This window comes from Chromobacterium subtsugae (assembly GCF_035919665.1).
GTDB classification, from domain to species: domain Bacteria; phylum Pseudomonadota; class Gammaproteobacteria; order Burkholderiales; family Chromobacteriaceae; genus Chromobacterium; species Chromobacterium subtsugae.
The window spans coordinates 2,789,476-2,816,185 of record NZ_CP142381.1; the positions used below are offsets into that span (position 1 = coordinate 2,789,476).

A 26,710-nucleotide genomic window follows, 5' to 3' on the forward strand; every position below is an offset into this window, starting at 1 on the left:
AAAATATCTGACAACACCATTCACCAATAATGGCTTGTCGAATTCGAACTTCCCGGCCGCCGCCAGGCAGACGGCGCGCTTGGCGCAAATGAAACCCGGTTGAAAAGAGATGGATCTGCAACAGGCCTTGCTCAAACACGTGGAATGGGAAACCCGGTTCAGGGTGGCGATTTTCATGCAAGAGCGGATGGATGAGGACAACATCGGCCGCGACGACTGCTGCGAATTGGGCAAGTGGCTGCACGGCCCCGGGCAAAGCCGCTTCGGCCACCTGAGCGTGTACCAGACTTGCCTTAGCCGCCACGCCATCCTCCATCTGGAAGCCGCCAAGATCGCCGGCCTGGTCAACCGCCAGCAGTTCAGCCAGGCGGAACAGGCCCTGGATGACGGCGCCTACGCCGTGGCGGCCAGCGCGGCGAGCGTGGCCATCGAACAGCTGCGCCAACAAACCGAGCCGCGCTGAGCTCAGCCCTCCCGCCCCAATTGCCGGATCAGCGCGTCGGCGGCGCGCCAGGCGAAGGCATAGATGGACAGCTGCGGATTGGCCCCTATGCTGGTGGGAAAAATCGAGCCGTCGATGATGGTCAGGTTGCGCCATAGCCAGTGCCGGCCGTATTCGTCCACCACGCCGCGGCTGGGATCATCGCTCATCGCCATCCCGCCCATTACGTGCGCGCTGACCAACTTGGCCTGCAAGGCCTGCAATGGCAATCCCGCTATCTGCTCCCGCGCCTGCCGCCATGAACTGACTGGCTCGGCCCGCTCGTGCAGCGGCATCACCAGGCTGGCGCCGGCGGCGAATTGCAGCTCGGCCATCGCCAGCCAGCTGCGGTACACCCCATCCCAGATCACATCGTTCAACGGATAATCCAGCAGCGGCGAGCCGTCGCCGCGCAGACGCACCTCGCCGCCCTGGCTGTCCGGATGGAAACCGTCGCGCAACAGCGCCAGCGTGGCGTGCAGATGCGGCAACTGCCGCAGTAGTTGCGCCTGCCGGGCTCCCCAGCCGGGAAAGGTGACGCTGGCCAGCAAAGGGTGGATGGGCGGCACCTCCAGCTTGAAGCCCAGCGGCCCGTCCAGCGATTGGGTATGCATGAAGTGGTCGGAATAAACGGTTTGCGGCGCGCCGTTGAACGGCTGGATCAATTCCGGCATCTGGGCCGCGCACAAAGCGACCGGATGCAGAAAGGTGCGCTTGCCGGTCTGGCCCGACGAATCCGCCAAACCGCTGCGCAACAGAATGGCGGGAGAGCCTATCGCCCCCGCCGCCAGCACCACATGGCGGGCGCGCACCACGAAGCGCCGCCCGGTCGCCAGGACCCCGTCCGCCGCCAGCAAGCTGCCATGGACCTGGACGATCCGGCTGCTGGATTGATTCGCCTGCAAGCGATCGACGCGGGCCCGCGACAACAGCCGCGCGCCGTGCTCCAGCGCCTGGGGAATGCAGGTGACCAACATAGACTGCTTGGCATTGGTCGGGCACCCCATGCCGCAATAGCCCAGGTTCCAGCAGCCGCGCACATTGCGCCGTATCCTGGCGTGGCGCAGGCCCAGCGCCTGGCAGCCGCGCTCCAGCACCAGATTGTTGCCGTTGGGCTGCCCGTCCCAGGGCGCGATGCCCAGCCTGGCCTCCGCCTTTTCAAACCAGGGCCGCATGGCTTCCGGGGTCAGCGACGCCAGGCCATAGCGCTCCTGCCACCAGCGCAAGGTATCCGGCGGCGTGCGGAAGCTGCTGGTCCAGTTGACCGTGGTGCCGCCGCCCACCGAACGCCCCTGCAGAATGCTGATGGCCTTGTCCGCCGTCTGGCGGCCTGCCGACTCCTGATACAACTCCGGATAGGCCTTGGCCTCCAGCATGCGGAAATCGCTGGAACTGTAAAAACCGCCCTCCTCCAGAATCAGCACGTCCAAACCGGCTGCGCTCAGCGCCTCGGCCGCCACCGCGCCGCCCGCGCCGCTGCCGATGATCGCCACATCGGCATCCCAAGCCAGATCCTGGCCCTGCGCGGCGCCATCGAACGCTTTCCAGCCCAAGGCCAGTCCGGCGCGGATCGGATCGGGGATCTTGCCGCTCAAGGCAGCATCCCCACCACGCCTTCCGGCAGGCGATAGCCCAGCGCGGCCCAACTGGCGGGGTTGCCGTACCAGGCGGCGTTGATCAATTGGTGCAGCGCCTGATAGACGCTGCGCTTCAGCTGGAAACGGCTATTGCGCCAGCGCCGCAGAAAGCGTTCCAGTTCGTGCGGCGCGGCCGAAGCCCAAGGCGAGCCGATGCCGGCCAGCCAGCGGCGCGCCCAGCGATTCTGCAGAAGATCGAACAGCTGCCGCACCTCCTGGCGCAGCGCCGGCGGCAAACCCAGCACCGCCCTGTCCACCCCAGCCGCCACCTGTTCCAGCGGCAAGCCATCCAGGCCCAGCATCACCGGCGCCAGCGCGCGGATGATGGCCGCGTCCTGCGGCTGCAGCCATAGCGTGGCCGCGCCGCCCGGCTGCGCCAGCGGGTCGGCCTGCGGCGTGGCCCAGTAGCCAGCCAACAACAGCGCCGCCGCGCCCAGCGCGCCGGTTTTCAGCAGTTCACGGCGGCTTGGCATGTCAGCGGCGCAGCATCAGCTTGAGCAGCCATTCGACCGTGCGGCCGTAAGGCGCCCGGGTTAGCCGGCTGCCGGACAGCCGGCTCTGGCGGAACACCGGCTTGAGCTTGGAAAAGGCGAGGAAGCCTTCTTTCGCGTGGTAATGCCCCATGCCCGACGGCCCCACGCCGCCGAACGGCAGATCGTCCTGCACCACATGCAGCAAGGTGTCGTTGACGCTGACGCCGCCGGACACGGTTTCCTTGAGCACCCGCTCCACCCGCAGCGGATCGTTGTCGAACAGATACAGCGCCAGCGGCCGCGGCCGCTTGTTGATGTAGCCCAGCGCCTCGTCGAACTTGTCGTAGGCGACAATCGGCAGAATGGGGCCGAAAATCTCCTCCTGCATCAGCGCGCAGTCGTCCGGGCAGCGCTGCACCAGTGTCAGCGGGAATTTGCGGCGGGCGGCCAGGTTTTCGTTGGCCGGATTCACCGCGTCGATGCGGGCGCCGGCCTGGCGCGCCGCCTCCAGCCAGCCTTGCAGGCGCTGGTAGTGGCGGTCGTTGATGATGGCGCTGTAGTCGGGGTTGTCGGCCAGCGTCGGGTAGGCGCGCGCCGCCGCGGCGCGGATCTCGTCCAGCAGCAGGCCGCAGTCCTTTTCGTTGACCAGCACATAGTCGGGAGCCACGCAGGTTTGTCCGGCGTTCATCAGCTTGCCGGCGACGATGGCCTCGGCGCTGCGGCGCAGATCGGCCCCCCGCGCCACCAGCGCCGGCGATTTGCCGCCCAGCTCCAGCGTGACCGGCGTCAGATTGTCGGCCGCGGCGCGCATCACGTGCCGCCCCACCGCGGTGGAGCCGGTGAACAACAGATGGTCGAACGGCAGCCGGGTGAACGCCTGGCCCAGTTCCGGTCCGCCGTTGACCACGGTCAACAGGTCGCGGCCGAAATAGCGCAGCGCCAGCTCGCTCAGCAACGCGCCGGTGGCCGGCGTGTATTCGGACATTTTCACCATCACCCGGTTGCCCGCCGCCAGCGCCGCGACGATCGGGCCGAAGGCCAGGAACAGCGGGTAGTTCCACGGCACCACCACGCCCACCACGCCCAGCGGCTGCGGCAGCACGCTGGCGCTCGCCGGCATGAACCAGAACGACACCCGGCGCCGCTCCGGCTTCATCCAGCCTTTCAGATGCCGGCGGGCGTGGCGGATCGCCTCCAGCGAGGGGAACAGCTCCGCCAGGCGGGTCTCCACCGCGCTGCGCTGGCCGAAATCCTGATTCACCGCGGCGATCAGCGTCTCGCGGTTTTCCTGTATCAGGCGCTCCAGCGCGCCCAGCCAGGCGCGGCGCATTTCCAGCGCGGGATAGGGCGTGGCCTGGGCGATCGACTTGAGCCGGCCGAACGCTTCGAGCAGCGAGCTTTCCTCTTGGGTGGGCATTTTGATGGCGTCCATAGTATTATCCTTTTAGTAGTAGCCAAACAAATGTTTAGAGCCTGGGCTCTAGGCAAGATTAGCACCCGCCAAACCCGCTGTCACCTCGCCGGTCCATCATGTTCATCGACTTCTTCTACGCGCTGCGCAACGCCGGACTGCCGGTCACCCTGAAAGAATTCCTCACGCTGCTGGAAGCCTTGCGGCTCCATGTCGCCTTCGGCAGCCTGGACGATTTCTACTATCTGGCGCGAACCGCGCTGGTCAAGGACGAAAAGCACTTCGACCGCTACGATCAGGTGTTCGGCCAGCACTTCCGCGGCTTGGAAATGGCGCTGGACGACCTGCAGCGCGCCATCCCCGAGGAATGGCTGCGCAAGCAGGCTGAGAAATACCTGAGCGACGAGGAAAAGCGCCGGCTGCAGGCGCTAGGCTGGGACAAGCTGATGGAAACCCTGCGCCAGCGGCTGGAGGAGCAAAAGGAGCGCCATCAGGGCGGCAACAAATGGATAGGCACAGGCGGCACCAGCCCCTTCGGCGCTTTCGGCTACCATCCGGAAGGCATACGGATAGGCCAGAACCAGTCGCGCCACCGCCGCGCGGTCAAGGTGTGGGACCAGCGCGAATTCCGCAATTTCGACGACCAGGTGGAGCTGGGTACCCGCAACATCAAGCTGGCGCTGCGCCGCCTGCGCGAATTCGCCCGCGACGGCGCCGAGGAAGTGCTGGACCTGGACGCCACCATCGCCGCCACCGCGCGCAAGGCCGGCATGCTGGATCTCAGGATGCAGCGCGAGCTGCGCAACAGCGTGAAGGTGCTGGTGCTGTTCGACGTCGGCGGCTCGATGGACGATCACATCCGCGCCTGCGAAGAGCTGTTTTCCGCGGTGAAGTCGGAATTCAAGCATCTGGAGTACTTCTACTTCCACAACTGCGTGTACGAATCGGTCTGGAAGGACAACAACCGCCGCCAAAGCCAACGCTTTTCCACCTGGGACCTGATCCACACCTTCGGCGACGATTACAAGCTGATCTTCGTCGGCGACGCCAGCATGAGCCCATATGAGATCGCCTATCCCGGCGGCAGCGTCGAGCACATGAACGAGGAGTCCGGCGAAACCTGGCTCAAACGCCTGCTGGCACACTTCAAGCACGCGGTCTGGTTGAACCCGCTGGGCGAGGAGCATTGGCAATACACCCAGTCTGTGGCCATGCTGCGGCAATTGATGGCGCAGCGGATGCGGCCGATGACGCTGGGCGGCCTGGACCAGGCGATGCGGGATTTGAAAAAAACTGCCGCCCGCGCTTGAAAATTTAACGTTGGCACATAACTTTTCCCTTGAGTCTGGAGCAGGTTGTAGCCCAGAATGAAGCAAGAGGCCAGAATTCTGATCCGAAACACGCCTCATCCGTTACGGGGAGTCATACCATGCAAGTTCTTCTTTTCGCCGCCCTTGTCGCCGCGGTCGTCGCTGTCGCCAAATTGCTGGCCACCCCGGAACAACAGCAGCCCCGGCTGGTGCCCATCCGCATTCGCCGCGACGAGGCGTCCCGCCGCCGCTGAACGGCTCTGGCCATACGATCAAAAGCGCGCTTCGGCGCGTTTTTTCATTGCCGGCCGCGTGAATTCACACTTGTTAACGCCGAGCAAACAAAAAACATAATTATTCTCAAAACCGAAACATACGCAATATCCCGATTGACTAGAATTGCCCCTGCATTAAAACCATCAAACTAAAACTGCAAGGGTGAAACTGATGAAATCAATCGTAATGGCCGCCTGCCTGCTGGGCGTATCGTTTGCCGCGCTGGCCGATGGCAAATCCGACTGTCGCGCCGCCGCCGGCAGCTACCTGACCGGCACCGTGGTGTCCGGCCCGCAGTTCGCATCCGGCCAGGACCTGAACGGCGTGGAGCTGTCCCACACCCATGTCCGTCTGCGCGCCGACCAGGACGGCCGCACCTACGATGTGGCGATGGACAATGTATACGCCTCCGGCTACGACACCGCAGGCGAGAGCGTGCCCTACCCGCTGAGCACCATCCAGGCAGGCGACCGCCTGCAACTGTGCGGCCAACTCTATACCAGCGGCGTAGGCATCCACTGGGTGCATAGCAACTGCGGCGTCAAGCCGACCAGCCGCCAGCCCAATGGCTGGGTCAAGAAGATCAACGCCGACGGCTCGGTCAGCGGCAACTACGAAGCCAACACCGAATACTGCCAGCTGTGGCCCTAAGCCCTGGCCGGTTGCAAGCATGAAAAAAGCGCGCCTCGCGGCGCGCTTTTTTCATTGGCCGCGATCGCGCTAGAAATCGCGCTGCGGCACCAGCACCGTGCGGTTGCCGTTGCTTTCCATCGCGCTGACGATGCCCGCCGCTTCCATCTCTTCGATCAAACGCGCGGCGCGGTTGTAGCCTATGCGCAGATGGCGCTGCACGCCGGAGATGGATGGCTTGCGGGTGCGCAGCACGATCTCCACTGCCTCGTCGTACAAGGGGTCGGACTCTGTCGCCGCCTGCGCCTTGGCCGTGGCGTCGGCCGAAGCCTCGTCCGCCTCGCTCTCGCCGGTCAACAGGCCTTCCACATAGTCCGGCTCGCCGAACTGCTTCAGGTGTTCGACCACCGCGTGCACCTCGTCATCGGTGACGAAGGCTCCGTGCACCCGCTGCGGATAGCCGGTGCCGGGCGGCAGGAACAGCATATCGCCCTGGCCCAGCAGGCTTTCCGCGCCCATCTGATCCAGAATGGTGCGGCTGTCTATCTTGCTGGACACCTGGAAGGCGATCCGCGTCGGGATATTCGCCTTGATCAGGCCGGTGATCACGTCCACCGACGGCCGCTGGGTGGCCAGAATCAGGTGGATGCCGGCGGCACGCGCCTTTTGCGCCAGGCGGGCGATCAGCTCTTCGATCTTCTTGCCGGCCACCATCATCAGATCGGCGAACTCGTCCACCACCACCACGATGAAAGGCAGCTTGTCGAGCGGCTCCGGCGTTTCCGGCGTCAGGCTGAACGGGTTGGAAATACGCTGGCCTTGTTCGGCCGCCTCGCGCACCTTCTGGTTGTAGCCGGCCAGATTGCGCACGCCCAGCGAGCTCATCAGCCGGTAGCGGCGCTCCATCTCGCCGACGCACCAGTTCAGCGCGTTGGCGGCCAGCTTCATGTCTGTGACCACCGGCGCCAGCAAGTGGGGGATATCGTTGTAGACCGACAACTCCAGCATTTTGGGATCGATCATGATGAAGCGCACTTCGTCCGGCGTGGCTTTATACAACATCGATAGAATCATCGCGTTGACGCCCACCGACTTGCCGGAGCCGGTGGTGCCGGCCACCAGCAGGTGCGGCGCCTTGGCCAGGTCCATCGTCACCGGCTCGCCGGTGATGTCCTTGCCCAGCGCCAGCGTCAGCCGCGAGGCCGGCTGCTGGAATACATCGGCGGCGAAGATTTCCGACAGCCGTATCATCTGCCGCTTGGGGTTGGGCAGCTCCAGGCCCATGCAGGTTTTGCCCGGAATGGTCTCCACCACGCGGATGGACGCCAGGCCAAGCGCGCGCGACAGGTCCTTCATCAGGTTCACCACCTGGTTGCCGCGCACGCCCACCGCCGGCTCCACCTCGTAACGGGTGATCACCGGGCCGGCATAAGCATCCACCACGCTGACCTTGACCTTGAATTCGGCGCACTTCTCTTCGATGACGATGCCGCGCTCCAGCAGCTCATCCTGGCTGCAGGCCACGGTGACGGCATCGGCGGGACGCAGCAGCTCCAAGCCCGGCAGGATGGAGTCGTCGTAAGCGGCGCGCTCCGTCCAGGCCGGCGCCTCGGCTGTTGACTCGGACGCTTCGGCATCCGCGGCCTGCAGGCTAGGCTCAGGCGGCGGCGCATCGGCTGCCTTGTCTATCAGCACCCAAGGCATGGGATTGGCGGCCAGCTTGTCGGTGGTGGCGGCCAGAGACGGCGCGGCCAGGGCTTCGCTCTGCAGCACGGTTTGCTGCACGATGGCCGGCCTGGCGTTTTCCTGCTGCACCAGCACTTCGCGGGTTTGCGGCCAGCGCCAAGGCGTGCGGGCGGCTTGCGCGGGCTCGTCATCCGCGGCCGCGACCTCTGTCTCAACCTCGGTTTCCGCGTCAAACTCGGCTTCCGCTTCGGCGGCGGCTTGCCATTCCGGCGCGGTCTGCGCCGCGGGCTCGGCCGCCGCGACAGGCGCCGCCTCGCGCGTCAGCTCAGTTGTCGTCTGCTCGGGCTCATCCGGCGCGGACGCGGCCATCGCCGCCGTCTCGCTGTCGAGTACCGGCCATGGCTGCGGGGCCATCGCGGAAATGGATTCAGCTGTCGCCGCAAGCGGCTCTGAAGGCGGGATAGGCGCCGCCGCCGCAGGCGGCTCGGCCGCTTCGACTGGCATTGCGACCGGACTCGCCGCCGTTTCCGCCGCAGGCATCGCCGGCGCGGCGGCAGGCCGAATCATGGCCGCGGCTTGCGGATGCGCGACCGCCGCGGGGGGGCGGAATGCGGGCGCGGGTTTGCCCGCCGGCGGTAAATTGGCGCGAACGATGGGCGCCAGCTCCACCTTGGGCAACGACGGCTGAACAGGAGGCGCGGCGCGGCGATGGGCATGCAGGCTGGCGACCTTCTCCCTCACCTCATGGCTGCCTATCACCGGCAGCTCGCCCTCGCCTGCCGGCATTGCCACGCCGCTGGCGCGCTGGCGGCGGCGAAAATCCTGCCGCATATTGCTTTGCATTTCCGACAGGCCGATGACCGGCAGCTCGTCCCCCTGCGACCGGGGCGGCAGGCGGGTTTTCTTGCGGTATTCGCGCGATAGCTCAAGCTTGGGCAGCTCGACGGGCGCTTCGCGCGCCGGCGGCTCCGGGCGACGCGGCAGCACGATGGTCTCGCGCGGCGCTTCCGGCTGCGGCGCGACCGGCGCGGCGCGGCGCGGCAGGCGGATTTCTGGCCGCACGGCCTGGGCTTGCGGCGGTTCGGGCTGCGGCGGAACCGTTTCGATTTCAGGCGCGTCTGCCGAGTCTTCGCTGCGCGCGGCGATTGCCGCTTCGGCCTCGGGCGCGAGAGGCGTCTCGCGCGGCTCGGCGAAGTAGTCCGGCTCGTAACGCTCCGGCCGGCCTTCCACCCCCAGCAGCCCGTCCAGTTTGCTCGTCAACGATGGCAACGATATCTTGCCGGTTTTCACCAGCCAGCCGGCCGCAGCCAGCAGCAGCAACAGAAACACTACGACCCACACAATCAAAACCCCGATTTCAAGCTGCCCGCATCCTGGCTGGGCATGTTTTTAGTCATGGCGGCGCCGCGACCCCGGCCAGCGCCGCCACCTGCTGTTATTGCCGAATTGTAACGGCTTTGATACATCGCCGGGGATTAGATTCCCTCTGTTTACAAGGCGCGCCAGATCAGCCACTGCGCCGCCAGCGCGAACAGCGCGGCGATGACGTCATCCACCATCACCCCGAAGCCGCCGCCGACGCGCTGGTCGAACCAACGGATCGGCCAGGGCTTGACGATGTCGAACAAGCGAAACAGCGCGAAGGCCAGCAGCCAGCCCTGCCAGCTAGCCGGCGCGAAAGCCAGCACCATCAGCATGCCCACCACCTCGTCCCAGACGATGCCGCCGTAGTCGTGCACGCCCAGCGCCTTGCCGGTGATGCCGCACACGTACACTCCCAGCGCGAACAGCGGCGCGCACAAGGCCATCAGCCACCAGCCGTCCACCCCCAGCGCCAGCAGCGGGAAGAACAAGGGATAGGCCACCAGCGTGCCCCAGGTGCCGGGAGCTTTCTTCATCAGGCCGCTGCCGAAGCCGAAAGACAGCAGATGGGCGGGATGGCTCAGCAGAAAACGCCAGTTGGGAACGATGAGCGGGGTGTCAGCCGAAGTGGTCATAGCCTTCTTTCTGTAAAGGGATGGGATGGCCGGCGGCGTCCAAAAGCTTGCCGCCGCCGCCTTCGACGATGCGGCCGATGCGGGAGACCCGGCAAGCGCATTGCGCGCCGGCTGCCTCCACCTGCGCGCGCCGTTGCGGCGGCGCGGTGAACACCAGTTCGTAATCGTCGCCGCCGGCGGCCAGGCAGTCGAGATACCGCGCGCGCAGCGCTTCCAGCCGGGGATCGGACGGCAAGGCGTCGGCCTGGATTTCGGCCGCCACGCCGGAGGCGGCCAGGATGTGGCCCAGGTCGGCCATCAGGCCGTCGGACACGTCCGCCGCCGCATGGGCGACAGGCAACAGCAGGCGGCCCAGCGCCAGCCGCGGCTGCGGGTATTCCAGCCTCTGCCGCGCCGTTTGCAGCAGATCCGCGTCATCCACCGTCAGCCAGCCCAGACGCTGGCGCACCGCCAGCGCGCCCAGGCCCAGCTCGCCGGACACCCAGACATCGTCGCCGGGCCGCGCGGCGTCGCGGCGCAGCGCCTGCCCGGACGGCGCCTCGCCCAGCACGGTCACCGACAGCGTCAACGGACCGCAAGTGGTGTCGCCGCCTATCAGCTCCACGCCATGCTCGAGCGCCAGCGCGTGAAAGCCGGCGGCGAATTCCGCCACCCAGGCCTCATCCGCCTTCGGCAGCGCGATGGACAGCAGCGCCCAGCGCGCCCGCGCGCCCATCGCCGCCATGTCCGACAGGTTCACCGCCAGCGTCTTGTGGCCCAGCGCGCGCGGCGCCACGTCGGCGAAGAAATGCCGCCCCTCGACCAGCATGTCCACCGACATGTGCAGGTCGCAGCCGGGCGTCGGCCGCACGATGGCGGCGTCGTCGCCGACGCCCAGCAGCGCCGACGGCGCCGGGCGCTGGAAATGGCGGGCTATCAGTTCGAACTCGTTCATGACCCCTCACGCAAAAACACCCGCCAGCAGCGGGTGTCGTGGATTCCGGCCGACCCAAGGGCGGGCGGAACGATCAATCCTGCTTGCGGCGCTGTTTCTGCGCCAGGACTTCGTCGCCGCGAACGTCGGCGGCCAGCTTGTCCAGCACGCCGTTGACGAATTTGTGACCATCGGTGCCGCCAAAGGTTTTGGTGATCTCGATGGCTTCGTTGATGATGACCGGATACGGGGTTTCCGGGCTTTGCGTCAGTTCCAGCGCGGCCATCAGCAGCACGGCGCGCTCCACCGGGCTGACTTCATCCTCGGCGCGCTCGTAGTAGCGGCCGATCTGGGCGGACAGCGTGGACACATCCTTCAGTACGCCGTACAGGATGTTGCGGAACAGCGCCTCATCGGCCTTGGCGAAGTATTCGTTCTCGCGCAGATGCTTCTCGATCAGCGAGGCCGGGCGGTCCTGGTTCAGTTCCCACTCGTAAATGCCTTGTACGGCGAATTCGCGGGCGCGGCGGCGGGCGGTTTTCATGGTGGCGATTCCTCAAAAGAGCAAGGGAAGCGGCGCGCGCGGCGACCGCTTCCCACGGATGGCTGGCGGCGGGAAATCAGCCGCGCAGCGTCTTGTGCAGATTGGCCATTTCCACCGCGACGCGAGCGGCGTCCGCCCCCTTCTCCTGCATGCGGACTTCCGCCTGCTCGTCGTTCTCGGTGGTGAGAATGGCATTGGCTACCGGAATATCGAAGTCCAGGCCGACGCGGGTGACGCCGGCGCCGGATTCGTTCGATACCAGCTCGAAATGATAGGTTTCGCCGCGGATCACCGCGCCCAGGGCCACCAGCGCGTCAAAGCGCTCGGTCTGGGCCATGGTTTGCAGCACCAGCGGAACTTCCAGCGCGCCCGGCACGGTGGCCAGGGTGATGTCGCCAGCGGCCACGCCCAGCTTCTCCAGCTCGGCGAGACAAGCGTCGCGCAGGCCATGGCACACCGGCGTGTTGAAACGCGCCATCACGATGCCGACTTTCAGGCCCTTGCCGGAAAAATTGGGTTCAATACACTGGATTGCATCAAGCATTGGTTTGTCCTCGCGGCGAAAACACTAAGGAAAGCCGGCAATTGTAACGTAATTGCCGCATTTAGGCCACGCCTGGGCCGCCCTGGCCATCCACGTGAAAATGTCCGGGCTGGCAGAAGCCGGTGACTTCCAGCTCGAAGCCGGCCATCGACGGCAGGCTCACCGGGCTGGACATCAGTTTCATCTTGCCCACGCCCAGCGCCTTGAGCATTTGCGCGCCGATGCCGAAAGTCTTGCTGTCCCACTTCTGCCGCGCCGCCTCCTGACCCAGCGCACGCTCGGCCAGATCCTGGCCGGTTTCATCGCGATACAGCAGGATCATCACGCCGCCGCCGGTCTCCTCCATGGTTTCCAGCGCGTTGGGCACGGTCCAGCTGTGGTGGCTGCACAGCGGCGCCAGCACGTCTATCACCGACAGCGGCTCGTGCACGCGCACCAGGGTTTCCTTGTCGGCGCGGATCTTGCCTTTGCTCAGCGCCAGATGGGTGGCGGAGGTGGTGATGTCGCGGAACACATGCAGGTCGAAGCTGCCGAACGGCGTCTCCACCGGACGCTCGCCCACCTTTTCCACCAGCGACTCGGTGCGGCTGCGGTACTGGATCAAGTCGGCGATGGTGCCTATCTTCAAACCGTGCTGCTTGGCGAACTCGATCAGCTCCGGCAAGCGCGCCATGGTGCCGTCGTCGTTCATGATCTCGCAGATCACGCCGGCCGGCTCCACGCCGGCCAGCATCGCCAGGTCGCAGCCGGCCTCGGTATGGCCGGCGCGGATCAGCACGCCGCCGTTCTGCGCCTTCAGCGGAAACACGTGGCCGGGCTGCACCAAGTCGCTGGCTTTGGCCAGCCTCGCCACCGCGGTCTGGATGGTATGGGCGCGGTCAGCGGCGGAAATGCCGGTGGTCACGCCCTCAGCGGCCTCCACCGATACGGTGAAGTTGGTGCCGAAGCTGGTGCCGTTGTTGGTCGCCATCATCGGCAGGTTCAGCAGCTTGCAACGCTCTTCGCTCAGCGTCAGGCAAATCAGGCCGCGGCCGTGCTTGGCCATGAAATTGATCGCCTCCGGCGTGACGAATTCGGCCGCCATCACCAGGTCGCCCTCGTTCTCGCGGTCTTCGGCATCCATCAGCACCACCATCTTGCCGGCCTTGATGTCGGCGATGATGTCTTGAATCGGAGAAATGGCCATGCTTCTTCCTTTGTTCAGTCTGCCCGTCTCACGCGGGCAATAAATCCAGGGCGCGATAGTCGCCCAGATGGGCGACCGCGCCGTCGCGCAGCGCCAGCGGCCGGGCGAACAGCGGCCCGTCCACCACCAGGGTATGAAACTCTCCCGCCTCGCCGCAGGGATCCACCCCTTCGGCCAGCATCTCTGCAATCAGCCGGGCGTCGACAATCCGCCCCAGCCACTTCTCGTCCGCCAGCGCGGCATTGACCATCACGATGCGGGCGACGAAGCCCGCCGCGACGAATTCCCGCACCAGATCGGCGCGGGCTTGCTGCCACAAGGGCAGGATCGCTTCAAGGCCCGCCTCGGCGCAGACGCCCTCTTCCCATTCGCGATGCGCGGCGAGGTCGATGTCGCCGAACACCACCGCGCGCGCGCCGTCCGCCGCGGCGGCCCGCAGCCGCTCGACGAACACCTCGCGGTAATCATTCCAGCTCGCGCGCCCCAACCGCTGCGGCAAGCCCAGCGCATCGGCCTGCAACGCCAGCACCTCGGGCCGCGCCCCGTGCGAGCGGGAGCGCTCGCCCGTCTCGTCCAGCATGGTCAGCAGCGCCTGCGGCCTGGCGCCGGCCTGGACCGCGCGCCACAGCGCGAGGCAGCTGTCCTTGCCGCCGCTCCACGACGCCACCACCGGCAAATCCCGCAAAATCATGCCTGACCGCGCTGCGCCAGCACCCGCTCGACAGTGTCGACGATGGCCTGGGTTTGCGGGTCTATCTCGATATTGATGCGCGCGCCAGGCCGGCGGGCGGCGATATTGGTGCGCGTCAGCGTTTCGGGAATCAGGTGCACGCAGAAGCGCCGCCCCTCCACCGCGCCCACGGTGAGGCTGATGCCGTCTATGCCGATATAGCCTTTGGCGAACACGTATTTTTCCAGCCCGGCGGGCAACTCGAACCAGATTGTGCGGTTATTGGGGGATTCGATCACCTCGACGACCTCAGCCAGGCCCATCACGTGGCCGGACATCGCGTGGCCGCCGATGTCGTCGCCGAAGCGCGCGGCGCGCTCGACGTTGACCGCGTCGCCGGTCTTGAGCTCGCCCAGATTGGTGATGCGCAGCGTCTCGCGCATCAGGTCGAAATGCACCAGATCGCCGTCGACGCGGGTGACGGTCAGGCAGCAGCCGTTATGGGCGACGGAGGCGCCAAGCTGCAGGCCGGGCAGCATCGCCTGCGGCAGGCGAACGATATGGGTGCGGAAATCCTGTTTTTCCTCGATGGCGACCACTTCGGCCACGCCCTGGACGATACCGGTGAACACGGCAAGCCTCCTTGGTTTGAATTGTCGTTTGGACGATATTGTAGCCGAATGGCCGTTTTCCAATCCGCCGCCGCCATAAAAAAACCGGCACGGAGCCGGTTTGCGAAGATTGCGCGATGCGTTCAGAAACGCCAGGACACGCTGCTGCGGATGGCGCGCCCCATGCCTTCCGCGCCTTCGGTCAGGTAAGGCTGGTAGCTGCGGTTGAACAGATTGTCCACCGCCAGCCTCAGCTCCATGCCCTTCAGCCCGGCCGTCGCCGGCTGCCACACCGCGAACAACCCGGCCAGCGCGTAACCATGCTGGGCCGGATAGGCGTAGCCGACGGCCTCCGGGTTGACGTTTTGCGGCACCCGGTCCTGCGCGCGGACGAACTTGCCCTGCGCGCCCAGCGTCAGCCCCGCCGGCGCGAAGGTATAGCCGGCGGTGAGCACCGCCTTGCGCGGCGGGATGTCCACCATCGGCTCGTCCTTGCCCCACGGGTCGCGCAAGCTGTGGCGGCGCTCGCCGACGACGGAGGACAACGACAAGCTGGCGAAAGCGCCACGCCACTGGTAGCGACTGTCGAATTCGAAACCGCGAATCACATAACCCGGCAGGTTGCGGTAAAAACCGATCACCGCCGGCAGCGGCGCGCCGGGCCCGTCGCCGCGGTTCGGGCCGATGCGCTGGCCGATGGCGTCGGTGACATCCTGGCGGAACCAGGCGAGGCTGGCCGACAGCTTGTCGCCCGCGGCCAGCACGCCGCCGCCGTCGTAAGCCAGGCCCAGCTTCAGCGCTTTCAGCTTTTCCGGCCGCAGCTGGCGGCTGCTGGCGGTGGTGCTGCCCAGCGTCTGCACGTCGTAAACCTCATCGGCGTTGGGCGCGCGCCAAGTGTGGGCATAGCCGGCGTCCAGCGTCCAGCGCGGCAGGAAACGCCAGCTGGCGGCCAGCCGCGGCGACCAGCCGGCGAACGCCAGCGCGCTGTAGTCGTGGCCCTTGGCCGGATTGTTGTAGGTGGGCGCCAGGTTCTGCCTGCCGCGCACCTCGATATGGTCGTAACGCAGCGACGGCGTCAGGCTGAAACCATCCAGCGGCCGCCATTCGTGCACCCAGTAGGCCGACTGCATGGTTTCGCTGCCCGGCGGCGAATAGCGCGGGTTCATCAGCCCGTAGTTGTAACTGGGATCCCTGGCCTTGCTCGGCATGTAGGCGATGGCGTCGCGATCCTTGCGCGACCAGGCGACGCCGACCGTCACCTGCTGGCTGGCCCAGCCTTCGCCCAGGTTGGCCACATTTCGCAGCTCCCACTGTTTATCGCGCTGGCTGACCCAGCTTTCCTTGCCGAACTGCGAATCGAAGGCCGAGCTGTTCACCCCGTCCGGCCGGGTGTCATGCTGGAAGCGCCGCGACTGCGCGTAGCTGAGCCGCAGATCCAGCCAAGGCAGATCGCTGCTGACATAGCTCCATTCGGCGGTCATCGACTCCACCGTCTGCTCGCGCCACACGGTTTTGCGCAGCCAGGCCTCCTCCAGGCCGTACTTGGCGATATCGTAAGCGCTGGGCACCGGGATGTCGCCGCGCCGGGCCGCCCACGGCGTGCGCAGCTCGTCGTCCTGGCGCACAAAACCGAGTTTCATGCTATGGCCGTCGGCGGGCCGCCAGCCCAGCTTCAGCATGCCGCCTTGCTGCTCGCCGCCGGAGAAGCGGTAAGGCGTGCCGTCCGGCTGCGTGCCGTCGCCTCCCTTGCTGTGCGTGACATAGGCCAGGATGTCGGCTGACTGGCCGGCGCCGCCGGCATACGCCGCCAGCGACTGGCTGAAGCGGTGGCCATTATCCTGATAGCCCAGCTTGGCGAAACCGCCCACGCTGCGCCCCGGCAACAGCAGTTCATTGACGGTCTTGGTTTCCGCCTTCACCACGCCGCCAAAGGCGCCGTTGCCGTAAAACGGCGAATGGCCGCCCTTGATCACCTCCACCGAGCCCAGCAGCTCCGGATCGACGAAGGAGGTGCCCTGCTGGTATTTGTCGAAGCCCTGCCCGGCTCCGTCCAGATACACTTGCACTTGCTCCACGTCGCCAAAGCCCCAGACATTGATGGTTTGTCCGCCAGGACGCGGCGAGCCGCCGGCGTTGACGCCAGGCAACGCATCCAGCACCTCGGCCAGCGATTTCGCCTGCGGGCGGGCGATTTCCTCTTGCGCGAGCTTGCTGGCTGCCGGCTTCAACACCGGTGCTTCGGCGCTGACTTTGACGGTCTCGAGCGTGGACTGCTCCGCCGCCAGGGCGGCGTGGCTAGCCAGGCCAAAGGCGATCGCGGACAAGCAAAATGGAAAGATTGAGGGAGAGCCAGGGTGTACTGCGGCGCTTCTTGGTTGCATCACGGAAATTTTTGTAATTGATAATCGTTCTCAAATATTAACATAAAACTTCCTCAAGCCCCCAAGTCCGGTAAAATACCCGGCTTTATTGAATTTCAAGCAAGCTGCCCATGTCCGCCGAACTGTCCCGCATTGCCGAAGAAGTCTCGCATCGCCGCACCTTCGCCATCATCTCCCACCCCGACGCCGGTAAAACCACGCTGACGGAAAAGCTGCTGCTGTTCTCCGGCGCCATCCAGATGGCAGGCACGGTCAAGGGCAAGAAAGGCGGCAAGTTCGCTACTTCCGACTGGATGGAGATCGAGAAGCAGCGCGGCATTTCGGTGGCTTCTTCGGTGATGCAGTTCGACTATCGCGACCACACCGTCAACCTGCTGGACACCCCGGGCCACCAGGACTTCTCCGAAGACACCTACCGCGTGCTGACCGCGGTGGACAGCGCGCTGATGGTGATCGACGCCGCCAAGGGCGTGGAAGAGCAGACCATCAAGCTGCTGAACGTCTGCCGCCTGCGCAACACGCCCATCGTCACCTTCATGAACAAGTGCGATCGCGAAGTGCGCGACAGCCTGGAATTGCTGGACGAAGTGGAAGACGTGCTGAAGATCCGCTGCTCGCCGATCACCTGGCCGATCGGCATGGGCAAGACCTTCCGCGGCGTGTACAGCCTGCTGAACGATGCGGTGATCCTGTTCGAAGCCGGCGCGGAGAAGCTGGTATCCGACATCGAGGTGATCCAGGGCATAGACAACCCGCGCCTGGATGAACTGTTCCCGTTGGAAATGGAACAGCTGCGCATGGAGATCGAGCTGGTCAAGGGCGCCTCCAATGAATGGAGCCTGGACGAATTCCTGGCCGGCACCCTCACTCCGGTGTTCTTCGGCTCGGCCATCAACAACTTCGGCGTGCGCGAAATCCTCAACGCGCTGATCGACTGGGCGCCGGCGCCGCAGGCGCGCGACGCCACCGTGCGCAGCGTGGACCCGAAAGAAGGCAAGTTCTCCGGCTTCGTATTCAAGATCCAGGCCAATATGGACCCGAAGCACCGCGACCGCATCGCCTTCCTGCGCGTGTGCTCCGGCCAGTTCGAGCGCGGCATGAAAATGAAGCATCTGCGGCTGAACCGCGACATCGCCGCCTCCTCGGTGGTGACTTTCATGTCGCACGACCGCGAAATCGTGGAAGAGGCCTACGCCGGCGACATCATCGGCATCCCCAACCACGGCAACATCCAGATCGGCGACAGCTTCTCCGAAGGCGAAGAGCTGGCCTTCACCGGCATTCCCTTCTTCGCGCCGGAAATGTTCCGCTCGGTGCGCATCAAGAACCCGCTGAAGCTGAAGCAACTGCAAAAAGGCCTGCAACAACTGGGCGAAGAAGGCGCGGTGCAAGTATTCAAGCCGCATAGCGGCGGCGATCTGATCCTGGGCGCGGTGGGCGTGCTGCAGTTCGAAGTGGTGGCCAGCCGCCTGGCCGCCGAATACGGCGTCGACGCCATCTTCGAATCCGCCAGCATCTGGTCGGCACGCTGGTTCACCTGCGACGACCGCAAGAAGCTGGACGATTTCGTCAAATCGCTGCAGATGAACATCGCCACCGACGCCGGCGGCAATCTGGCCTACCTGGCACCCAACCGCGTCAACCTGCAGCTGACGCAGGAACGCTGGCCGGACATCGTCTTCCACGAAACCCGCGAGCACGCGGTCAAGCTGAACGACTGAGCCCATGCACACCCTCCTCGACCTGGTCGCCTTCCTGCGGGAAAACTACTCGCATGAAATCACCCGATCGCTGCTGTTGATCCTGACCCTGCTGATCATCCGCGTGGTGGTGGACCGGCTGCTGGCAGCCAACAGCGGCGTGCCGGTCGAGGAGCGCCGCCGCTGGTCGATCAACACCCGCAACGGCCTGTTTCTCACCGGCCTGGCGGGCATAGGCTTCATCTGGGCCAACGAGCTGCAGACGCTGGCCGTCTCCATGCTGGCATTCGCCGCCGCGCTGATCCTGGCCACCAAGGAGCTGATCATGTGCTTGTCCGGCGGCGTGGTGCGGCAGATGTCGAACAGCTACAGCCTGGGCGATCACGTCGAGATCGGAGCCGTTCGCGGCCGCGTGGTGGACATCGGCCTCTTGTCCACCACCGTGATGGAAATCGGCCCCAACCACAGCTCGCATCAGATGACGGGCCGGGCGCTGACCTTTCCCAACAGCCTGCTGCTGTCCACCCCGGTGATACGCGAAAACTACATGGGCGAGTACGTGATGCATATCGTCAACGTGCCGCTGGCCTATGAAGTGCCGCCCGCCCGCGCCGAGCAGATGCTGATGAGCGCGGCGGAAAGCGCCTGCCTGCCGCACGTGGACGTGGCGCGCCGCCACATGGAGGACATGGCCAAACGCTATCTGGTCGACATTCCATCGGTGGAGCCGCGCATTTCCATCCAGCCGGTCGACGAAAAGCGCTACCAGTTGATCCTGCGCATCGCCATTCCGGCGCGGGAGCGGCAACGTATCGAGCAAGCCATCCTGCATCAATTCCTGGCCGACTGTTACCCTGTCGTCCAATCGTAAAAAATAGAGCTAGAACTCCAAACATCGTATACAATTGCGCTATGCGAAGTCATTACCAGCCGGTGCATCATGAGTAAAACCAGAATCAAGACCTACGACCGCATCATTCAGGAGAGCCTCAAGCTGTTCAACGAACAGGGCGAGCGCAGCATCACCACCAACCACATCGCCGCGCACCTCGGCATCAGCCCGGGCAATCTCTACTATCACTTCCGCAACAAGGAAGAGATCGTCTACCAGATATTCACCATGTATCGCGAGTTCATCAACCAGCGACTGGCGGTGCCGGAAGACCGCAAGATGACGGTGGACGATCTGGTCAACTATCTGGACACCGCCTTCCTGGCGATGTGGCAGTTCCGCTTCATGTTCTACGACCTGCCCGGCATGCTGGCGCGCAATCCGCAGATGCAGTCGGAGTACCACCAGTTCGTCAACACCGAGCTGAAAAACATCCTCGGCGAGCATTTCCGCGAATTCATCCGCCTGGGACTGCTGAAGATGGACGAAGAGGACATCGAGGGCGTCAGCATCAACATCTGGCTGGTGGTGAAATTCTGGTTCGCTTTCGAGCAGACCTCCCGCCCCAAGGCGCCGATCACCGAGGAGTCCGGCCACCGCGGCGTGCTGCAGGTGCTGGCGCTGCTCAAGCCCTATGTGCAGCCGGAATACATGCACGCCTTCCGCTCGCTGTACGAGAGACACGCCGTCTGACATGCCCATCCATGGACGCAAAAAAGCCACTCGCGAGAGTGGCTTTTTTGTTTCAGCTCAAACCAGATCAAGCCGCGGCGGCCGTCCCCTGCAGCAAGTAGCCGTGCAGCTCGCCGCTGGCCAGCAACTTGCGCAGATGGCTGCCAGGGGTCGAACCGGAATACTCCAGCTGCTGCCCGGCGCGGCGCGCGACCTTGCCGTCGGCGCACACTTCCATCTCCACTTCCAGCGCCCACAAGCTGGGCTGCCTGTCCGGATCCACCGGCTCCAGCGAAACGGTCAGCCGATAGCTGCCGTCGCGGGAATAAACATCAAGCAGGCCAAGGAGGCCAAGGTTATTGCGGACATCGGCATCATCCGCGTCAAAAGCACCCGCAGTTATGGCCTGCGGAACCAGCACTTCAGGAAAAGTCGCAGTCATGGCATCTACCCCGAGGGTTTCCCCTCTAACAAGCTGTTGGATTATTTTGTATTGCGCCGTCGCCGAAGCTGACGGTTTGCAACCTGACATTCACTGATGTCTTCACGCATCATGAGGATATTTACCGACGCAGACAATGCCATCTCAGGAAAATATCGCAGCCGCTAGATCAAAACTGTCCTTTTGGCCACCCAATCTTTCGCCTGGATGTCACAGCCGCGAACAGCAAATGCCATTGACATTTCAATTCATGACAAATCCGCATTTGAACTACTTTTCCGCTGCATCGCGCACCCCAAAAAATAAGGCCCCGGAGCGTTTCCGAGGCCTTGCGCGCGAGTCAAAAACTCATCAATCGCGGATCACCGCGGCGATTGCCGCCGCCACGTAATCGACATTCTTGCTATTGAGCGCCGCCAGGCAAATCCGCCCGGTGGACACCGCGTAGATGCCGAACTCAGCGCGCAGCCGCTCCACCTGAGCAGCGCTCAGGCCGGTATAGGAGAACATGCCGCGCTGAGCGGTGACGAAGGAGAAGTCAACCGCGGCGCCATGCGCCTTGATCGCCGCCAGCAGCCGCAGGCGCATCGCGCGGATGCGATCGCGCATGCCCGCCAGCTCGTCTTCCCACTGCTGGCGCAGTTCCGGGCTGGACAGCACCGCGGCGACGATGGCCGCGCCATGGATCGGCGGATTGGAGTAGTTGGTGCGGATCACTCGCTTCAGCTGCGACAGCACCCGGGCGGACTCGTCCTTGCCTGCCGTCACGATCGATAGCGCGCCCACGCGCTCGCCGTACAGCGAGAAGCTCTTGGAGAAGGAGCTGGCTACCAGGAACTGCATGCCGGAGGCGGCAAACAGGCGCACCGCCAGCGCATCGGCTTCGATGCCATCGGCAAAGCCTTGGTAAGCCATGTCCAGGAACGGCACCAGGCCGCGCTCGCGGCAAACCGCCACTACCTCGTCCCATTGGGCCGCGGACATGTCCGCCCCGGTGGGGTTGTGGCAGCAGGCGTGCAGCACGATGACCGAACCCGCGTCCAGCGCCGCCAGATGCGACTTCATCGCGGCGAAATCCACGCCGCGGCTGGCCGCCTCATAATAAGGGTAATTTTCCACCTGGAAACCGGCCGATTCGAACAGCGCGCGGTGGTTTTCCCAGGACGGGTCGCTGATGTACACCTTGGACGCCGGATTCAGCCGCTTGAGGAAATCCGCCCCGATCTTCAACGCGCCGGTACCGCCCAAGGCCTGCGCGGTCACCACGCGGCCGGCGGCGAGCAGCTCGCTATCCTGGCCGAACAGCAGGTTCTGCACCGCCTTGTCGTAAGCCGCCGGACCTTCGATAGGCTGATAGCCGCGCGCCGGCAGCGCTTCCAGCCTGGCTTTCTCGGCGGCCTTGACCGCGCCCAGCAGCGGAATCTTGCCGTTGTCGTCGGAATACACGCCGACGCCAAGGTTGACCTTGGTATCGCGGGCGTCCGCATTGAATGCTTCGTTGAGACCGAGAATGGGGTCACGCGGCGCCAGTTCCACACCGGCGAAGATCGAAGAGGTCATACCAGGCTCCATTGCTTTGCAGATGAGCCGGCTGCCAGAGCCGGCCAAAGAAAATCCAGTCTTGCTTGTTGCCATTCGAACGCAAATAAGTTCGCAGCCGAACAACAGTCTAACATGGCGGATGCCGATCGCCCCACAACGGATTGCCTGTCCCCACGGGCAGGGCCGCATGCGCGGCATCGACAAAGCCGGCCCGATGACATAAGCAGAAGTATGGCCATCGCGCCCGGACGCTCCGCGCCGGCGCCGAGGCCGATATTCGGAGGCTTTTCATGAAAAAGGGAATCCTGCTGTTCTGGCCGTCTTTCATCATCGCGGTGGCGGCCACCGCCGTTTTTTACTCGATTTTCGACCCCGCCGAACTGACCTTGCACGGCAACGCCCTATTCGCCGACAAGCTCACAGCCTATTCGGTGTTCCTGCTGGCCAGCTGGCTGTTCGGCGCGGCCAATACCGCCATCGTCCTGCTGCTGGAAAAAAGCGCCCGCGACATCAACGGCTTCGTTGCGCCGCCGGTAGTCAGCGGCGACGAAGACGGCACGCCTTCCTGAGCGCCATGCCCGGCGCGCACGCGCTGCCGGGCATGGCAAAACCGCCTCAAATCACCTTCAAGCCCTTCAGCATCACCACCAGGATCAGCACCGGCGACACGAAGCGCACCACGAAGAACAGCGCCTTCAACAGACGCGCGTTATTCAGCGCGCCGCCATTGCTCAGCGCGTCGCGGAAGCGGTCGTAGCCCCACACCCAGCCGGTGAACAGGCACAGGCAGATCCCGCCCAGCGGCATCAGCACATTGGACGTGACGAAGTCGAACAGGTCGAACATTGTCATGCCGTGCAGTTTGATATCGGCGGTCAGGCTGTTGGACAGCGCGCAGCCCGCGCCCACCAACGCCAACAGCAACAGATTGATGATGGTGGATTTGACGCGGCTGATGCCAAAGCGCTCGCTCACCACCGACACCGGCACCTCCAGGATAGACAGCATCGCGCCGGTGGCGGCTATGGCGGCCAGCACGAAGAACACCACCATGAACAGATGTCCCAGCGGCATGCTGGCGAACACCGCTGGAATGGTGATGAACAGCAGCGACGGACCAGCGGCAGGCTGGAAGCCGAAGGCGAACACCGCCGGGAAGATGGCGATGCCGGCCAGCAGCGACACGAACAGATCCGCGCACATCACCCGGAAGGTGGTCAGCGGCACGTCTTGATCGTCGCGGAAGTAGCTGCCGTAGGTGATCATGGTGCCCATGCCGATGGACAGCTTGAAGAAAGCCAGACCCACCGCGGTCAGCACCACGCCGGCGGTGATCTTGGAGAAGTCCGGGGTGAACAGGAAAGCCAGGCCCTGGCTTGCCCCCGGCAACATCAGGCTGCGCGCGCCTATCACCAGCAGCAGCGCGAACAGCAGCGGCATCAGCTTCTTGGTGACCGCTTCGATCCCCTTCGACACGCCCATCAGCAGAATGCCGCCGATCAGGCCCAGAACCAGCCATTGCCAGAGCAGCGACTGAACCGGATTCGTGATCAGCGCGGTGAAGGCGCCGGACGTCACCTTGGGATCGTTGGACAGGATATCGCCGGCGATCGCCTTGAAAATATAGGCGAACACCCAGGCGGCAACCTCGGAATAGAAAGCCATGATCAGGAAGGCGGCAAACACGCCGAAAGCGCCCACCAGCCACCACGGCTGCCCGGCCGGCGCCAGTTTGGCCAACGTGGTCACCGCGTCGCGCTTGGCCTTGCGGCCCAGCATGATCTCGGAGATCATCACCGGCAGTCCCACCAGCAGCGTGGCCAGCACGTACACCACCAGAAAACCGGCGCCGCCATTGGTGCCGGTCAGATACGGGAACTTCCAGATATTGCCCAGGCCTACCGCCGAGCCCAGCGTCGCCGCCAGCACGCCGAAGCTGGACGTGAATCCATCCCTCAGCTTGACCTCTCCACCCGATTTGGATTTGTCCACACTCATTGTTGTTCTCTCTACCACCACAAATGAAACGAGCCCGCGCGGAGGTCGTCCGGGCGGGCTCACATGACCTTCGATGCTACAGGGCGTGGATTGTGAAGCCTATTTTGTATGTGTGCAAAACAATTTTTACAGCTATCTGGGCTGGATCAACTCGTCCGCCAGCCTGCCCAACCAATCATAGCAGGCCTGCAACTGCGCCACCTCGATAAACTCGTCCGGCCGGTGCGCCTGCTCGATCGAGCCCGGCCCCAGCACCACGCAAGGCATGCCGGCCTGGCTGAACAGACCCGCTTCGGTGGTGTAGGCGACGCCGGCGCCGCCTTCGCAGCCGCACAGGCTGGCGACGTAGCGCCGGATGGACGACGACGGGTCGGACTCGAAAGCGGGGCTGTATACCACCGGCTCGATGCGAATCTGCGCCTCGCCGGCCACCGCCTGCATTTCCTGCTCCAAGGTGGCGGCGTAGTCGGCGACCGATGCCACCAACCGCTGCGGGTCGTCGCCCGGCAACCAGCGGCACTCGAACATGAACTCGCAATCGGCCGGCACGATATTGCAGGCGACGCCGCCGCGCACCAAACCAGTCTGCATGGTGGTGAACGGCACGTCGTACAGCGGCTGCCGGTGGCCAAACGCGGCCTCGGCATCTGCCAGCTTGCGGATATGGGTGATCAGGCGGGCGGCGAACTCGATGGCGTTGACGCCATGCGGCGTCAGCGACGAATGCGCCGCTCTTCCCTTGACCACGCAGCGATAGTGGGCGATGCCCTTGTGCGCGATCACCGGCTTCATCGACGTCGGCTCTCCCACCAGGCAGCCGGCGACATCCACGCCATCGGCGATCAACGCGTCTATCATGCGCCCCACGCCCAGGCAGCCCACCTCCTCGTCGTAGGACAGCGCGATGCCTATGCCCTGCGCCAGCTTGCCTTCGGCGGCCAGCCTGACGAAATCCGGCACTCGGGCCAGCACGCAGGCGATGAAGCCTTTCATGTCGGCGCTGCCGCGGCCGTACAAGCGGCCATCGCCGCCGGCGGTCAGCTCAAACGGCGGATAATGCCAATCCTGCCCATCCACCGGCACCACGTCGGTGTGGCCGGACAACACGATCAAAGGCAGGTCCTCGGCGCCGATGCGCGCGAACAAATTGGCCTTGCTGCCATCATCATTATAAGTCAGGCGGCTTGTCAGGCCGAAGCCGGCCAGATATTCCCGCACCCACTCTATCAGCTGCAGATTGGAATAACGGCTGGTGGTATCGAAGCGGATCAGTTCGGACAGCAATCCGGATGCGTCTGTAGGCATGAGACAATCCTGCGCTTGGCTATTGAGTCTGTTCCAGAGTCTGCACCCGGCGTGGCCTGCAGGCAATAGCGGCCGCCCTCATCATCATGCTCGGCGGCGGGGAGGCAAAGCGCTGCATAAAAAATGCTTGGCAACTAGCACGGCTTTGGATACAATCCGTTTTCTCTATGGCGGGCCTCCCCGCATTGCACGATAGCGAACCTGGTCAGGTCCGGAAGGAAGCAGCCACAGTTATTTAGTGCAAGTGCCGGGGGTCAGGCTCGCCACCCCTCCCCTCTTTAGTTCCGCCAAGCTCAATTGCAGATTTGCGACACTTTTTCAGCCAAATTACGACGTCGCCATCAAATCCCATTGTCCTTGACGATAAGATTCCGCTAACATTAGCAAAGTTGAATTTTCAAATTCATGGAACTTCACTAATTTCCCTGCATCATAAATATTCCTGTTGAATTTTTTTTGCTATTTTTAGTAAGCAGGGCGAAGTCCTAAAAAAATACTAGAACCATTTGTTCAGATACGAGAGGAACACTCATGAAACTGTTTGAAAAAATCCCGAACCCTCGGGAAATCCGCCGCAAGCTTGGCCTGAACCAGCAAGAATTCTGGAGCCGCATCGGCGTCACCCAATCCGGCGGCTCCCGCTACGAAAGCGGCCGCAACATGCCCAAGCCGGTGCGCGAACTGCTGCGCCTGGTGCATGTCGAGCAGATCGACCTGTCCAAGGTACGCCGCGAAGACTTCGAGATCGTCGAGTACCTGAAAGAGACCCACCCCGATCTGTACAAGAGCCTGCGCAAAGCGGTTCGCACCAAGATCGAAGCTCAGGAAGGCGGCGCCGAAGCCACCGCCGGCTGATATCCGGTCCGACAAAAAAGCCAGCCCGGCCTCCGCCGCGCTGGCTTTTTCACATTCCGAATGTCGAACAATCGCCGACAGGCGCCGCCGCCCATGCCTGCTGACTAATCGCCAGGGTTGCGGATCAGCAGCACCGGCATGTCGGCCACCTTCAGCACGCCTTCAGCCACGCTGCCCATCAGCAGGTGCATCAGGCCGCCCAGACCATGGGTGCCCATCACCAAGAGATCCGCGCCCCAGACGCTGGCGTCGTCGGACAACACCGCGGCGATCTTGTCGCCCCAGCTCTCCAGGATTTTGCACTCCGGCTCCACGCCCAGCGCCCTCGCGCGCTCGCCGGCCTGTCCCAACACCTGCTCGCCGGCTTGCTTGATCGACTTTTGCAATTCGGTGGCGTCCAGAAACTCCGTCCCGCCCCAGCCGAACTGCGCCAGATCCACCACGTGGACCAGCCTGATCGACGACCCGAACTCCTTCGCCAGCTTGCACGCCTCGTTCAGCGCCATATTGGAAGTGTCGCTATCGTCGACAGGCACAAAGATTCTCTGATACAT

At 64.3% G+C, this 26,710-nt stretch carries 26 protein-coding genes and 1 other RNA gene; 10 read left to right on the forward strand and 17 right to left on the reverse strand.

Features of this window, described 5'->3' with window-relative positions:
- Positions 1-109: 109 nt before the first annotated feature.
- A complete protein-coding gene (locus U6115_RS13360) occupies positions 110-463 on the forward strand; it encodes a CZB domain-containing protein (RefSeq protein WP_043581461.1) in 354 nt (117 codons plus the stop codon).
- A 2-nt stretch (positions 464-465) separates the two neighbouring features.
- Here U6115_RS13360 and U6115_RS13365 read toward each other — a convergent pair whose 3' ends face one another.
- From U6115_RS13365 to U6115_RS13375, 3 genes are read right to left on the reverse strand one after another with little or no spacing between them, the layout of a single operon-like run.
- On the reverse strand, positions 466-2,076 hold the full coding sequence (locus U6115_RS13365) for a GMC family oxidoreductase (RefSeq protein WP_043581460.1): 1,611 nt from the start codon (positions 2,074-2,076) through the stop codon (positions 466-468).
- The gene (locus tag U6115_RS13370; protein ID WP_043581459.1) at positions 2,073-2,591 is read right to left on the reverse strand and encodes a twin-arginine translocation signal domain-containing protein; all 519 of its coding nucleotides are present in this window, start codon (positions 2,589-2,591) and stop codon (positions 2,073-2,075) included. Before U6115_RS13370 ends, U6115_RS13365 begins: the two co-directional genes overlap by 4 nt.
- Position 2,592: 1 nt before the next feature.
- Complete coding sequence (locus tag U6115_RS13375; protein ID WP_043581455.1) at positions 2,593-4,023, reverse strand: coniferyl aldehyde dehydrogenase; 1,431 nt, start codon at positions 4,021-4,023, stop codon at positions 2,593-2,595.
- A 98-nt stretch (positions 4,024-4,121) separates the two neighbouring features.
- Here U6115_RS13375 and U6115_RS13380 point away from each other — a divergent pair, with 98 nt between their 5' ends.
- From U6115_RS13380 to U6115_RS13390, 3 genes are all read left to right on the forward strand, one after another.
- Positions 4,122-5,312: a vWA domain-containing protein gene (locus tag U6115_RS13380; RefSeq protein WP_043581453.1), complete on the forward strand. Its 1,191-nt coding sequence runs from the start codon at positions 4,122-4,124 to the stop codon at positions 5,310-5,312.
- A 119-nt stretch (positions 5,313-5,431) separates the two neighbouring features.
- Positions 5,432-5,566: a hypothetical protein gene (locus tag U6115_RS13385; protein WP_255361874.1), complete on the forward strand. Its 135-nt coding sequence runs from the start codon at positions 5,432-5,434 to the stop codon at positions 5,564-5,566.
- A gap of 193 nt (positions 5,567-5,759) precedes the next feature.
- Positions 5,760-6,239, forward strand: a complete 480-nt coding sequence (locus tag U6115_RS13390; protein ID WP_052258469.1) for a hypothetical protein — start codon at positions 5,760-5,762, stop codon at positions 6,237-6,239.
- Between the two features lie 69 nt (positions 6,240-6,308).
- Here U6115_RS13390 and U6115_RS13395 read toward each other — a convergent pair whose 3' ends face one another.
- The 9 genes from U6115_RS13395 to U6115_RS13435 form a co-directional block, all read right to left on the reverse strand.
- Positions 6,309-9,245, reverse strand: coding sequence for a DNA translocase FtsK (locus U6115_RS13395; RefSeq protein WP_309137401.1), 2,937 nt, complete (start codon positions 9,243-9,245; stop codon positions 6,309-6,311).
- Positions 9,246-9,394: 149 nt separating this feature from the next.
- Complete coding sequence (locus U6115_RS13400) at positions 9,395-9,901, reverse strand: phosphatidylglycerophosphatase A family protein (protein ID WP_043577284.1); 507 nt, start codon at positions 9,899-9,901, stop codon at positions 9,395-9,397.
- Positions 9,885-10,835, reverse strand: a complete 951-nt coding sequence (thiL, locus tag U6115_RS13405) for a thiamine-phosphate kinase (protein WP_043577286.1) — start codon at positions 10,833-10,835, stop codon at positions 9,885-9,887. The genes U6115_RS13400 and thiL overlap by 17 nt, the downstream gene beginning before the upstream one ends.
- A gap of 73 nt (positions 10,836-10,908) precedes the next feature.
- Positions 10,909-11,358: a transcription antitermination factor NusB gene (gene nusB, locus U6115_RS13410; protein ID WP_043577289.1), complete on the reverse strand. Its 450-nt coding sequence runs from the start codon at positions 11,356-11,358 to the stop codon at positions 10,909-10,911.
- 76 nt (positions 11,359-11,434) lie between these two features.
- Positions 11,435-11,902 (reverse strand): 6,7-dimethyl-8-ribityllumazine synthase, encoded by a 468-nt coding sequence (ribH, locus tag U6115_RS13415; RefSeq protein ID WP_043577291.1) that lies wholly within the window; start codon positions 11,900-11,902, stop codon positions 11,435-11,437.
- A 61-nt stretch (positions 11,903-11,963) separates the two neighbouring features.
- Positions 11,964-13,088: a bifunctional 3,4-dihydroxy-2-butanone-4-phosphate synthase/GTP cyclohydrolase II gene (gene ribBA, locus U6115_RS13420; protein WP_043577294.1), complete on the reverse strand. Its 1,125-nt coding sequence runs from the start codon at positions 13,086-13,088 to the stop codon at positions 11,964-11,966.
- Positions 13,089-13,116: 28 nt separating this feature from the next.
- Positions 13,117-13,779 (reverse strand): Dph6-related ATP pyrophosphatase, encoded by a 663-nt coding sequence (locus tag U6115_RS13425; protein ID WP_043577297.1) that lies wholly within the window; start codon positions 13,777-13,779, stop codon positions 13,117-13,119.
- The gene (locus U6115_RS13430) at positions 13,776-14,390 is read right to left on the reverse strand and encodes a riboflavin synthase (protein WP_043577304.1); all 615 of its coding nucleotides are present in this window, start codon (positions 14,388-14,390) and stop codon (positions 13,776-13,778) included. The genes U6115_RS13425 and U6115_RS13430 overlap by 4 nt, the downstream gene beginning before the upstream one ends.
- 122 nt (positions 14,391-14,512) lie before the next feature.
- Positions 14,513-16,693, reverse strand: a complete 2,181-nt coding sequence (locus U6115_RS13435; protein WP_052258151.1) for a TonB-dependent receptor domain-containing protein — start codon at positions 16,691-16,693, stop codon at positions 14,513-14,515.
- A gap of 167 nt (positions 16,694-16,860) precedes the next feature.
- Between U6115_RS13435 and U6115_RS13440 the strand changes: the two genes are divergently transcribed.
- The 3 genes from U6115_RS13440 to U6115_RS13450 all read left to right on the forward strand — a co-directional run bounded on the left by U6115_RS13440 (position 16,861) and on the right by U6115_RS13450 (position 20,035).
- Positions 16,861-18,471 (forward strand): peptide chain release factor 3, encoded by a 1,611-nt coding sequence (locus U6115_RS13440; protein ID WP_043577306.1) that lies wholly within the window; start codon positions 16,861-16,863, stop codon positions 18,469-18,471.
- A gap of 4 nt (positions 18,472-18,475) precedes the next feature.
- A complete protein-coding gene (locus U6115_RS13445; RefSeq protein ID WP_043577308.1) occupies positions 18,476-19,321 on the forward strand; it encodes a mechanosensitive ion channel domain-containing protein in 846 nt (281 codons plus the stop codon).
- A gap of 69 nt (positions 19,322-19,390) precedes the next feature.
- Entirely contained in the window at positions 19,391-20,035 is a 645-nt protein-coding gene (locus U6115_RS13450; RefSeq protein WP_043577311.1) for a TetR/AcrR family transcriptional regulator, read from the forward strand.
- A gap of 67 nt (positions 20,036-20,102) precedes the next feature.
- Here U6115_RS13450 and U6115_RS13455 read toward each other — a convergent pair whose 3' ends face one another.
- Positions 20,103-20,456: a hypothetical protein gene (locus U6115_RS13455; protein ID WP_043577314.1), complete on the reverse strand. Its 354-nt coding sequence runs from the start codon at positions 20,454-20,456 to the stop codon at positions 20,103-20,105.
- 351 nt (positions 20,457-20,807) lie between these two features.
- Entirely contained in the window at positions 20,808-22,016 is a 1,209-nt protein-coding gene (locus U6115_RS13460; protein WP_043577317.1) for an amino acid aminotransferase, read from the reverse strand.
- 272 nt (positions 22,017-22,288) lie between these two features.
- On the opposite strand from U6115_RS13460, the gene U6115_RS13465 reads away from it, so the two are divergent.
- A complete protein-coding gene (locus tag U6115_RS13465) occupies positions 22,289-22,567 on the forward strand; it encodes a hypothetical protein (RefSeq protein ID WP_043577319.1) in 279 nt (92 codons plus the stop codon).
- 46 nt (positions 22,568-22,613) lie between these two features.
- Here the strand turns inward: U6115_RS13465 and U6115_RS13470 are convergent, their stop codons facing one another.
- Both U6115_RS13470 and argE read right to left on the reverse strand, forming a co-directional pair.
- Positions 22,614-23,996 carry a sodium-dependent transporter gene (locus tag U6115_RS13470; protein ID WP_043577321.1) on the reverse strand — a complete coding sequence of 461 codons (1,383 nt, stop codon included), beginning with the start codon at positions 23,994-23,996 and terminating at the stop codon, positions 22,614-22,616.
- Positions 23,997-24,128: 132 nt separating this feature from the next.
- Positions 24,129-25,301 carry an acetylornithine deacetylase gene (gene argE, locus U6115_RS13475; protein WP_043577322.1) on the reverse strand — a complete coding sequence of 391 codons (1,173 nt, stop codon included), beginning with the start codon at positions 25,299-25,301 and terminating at the stop codon, positions 24,129-24,131.
- A 169-nt stretch (positions 25,302-25,470) separates the two neighbouring features.
- Here argE and ffs point away from each other — a divergent pair.
- An RNA gene (gene ffs, locus U6115_RS13480) (signal recognition particle sRNA small type) lies at positions 25,471-25,569 on the forward strand.
- A gap of 263 nt (positions 25,570-25,832) precedes the next feature.
- Positions 25,833-26,156, forward strand: a complete 324-nt coding sequence (locus U6115_RS13485; protein WP_043577324.1) for a helix-turn-helix domain-containing protein — start codon at positions 25,833-25,835, stop codon at positions 26,154-26,156.
- Between the two features lie 104 nt (positions 26,157-26,260).
- Here U6115_RS13485 and U6115_RS13490 read toward each other — a convergent pair whose 3' ends face one another.
- A complete protein-coding gene (locus U6115_RS13490) occupies positions 26,261-26,710 on the reverse strand; it encodes a universal stress protein (protein WP_043577326.1) in 450 nt (149 codons plus the stop codon).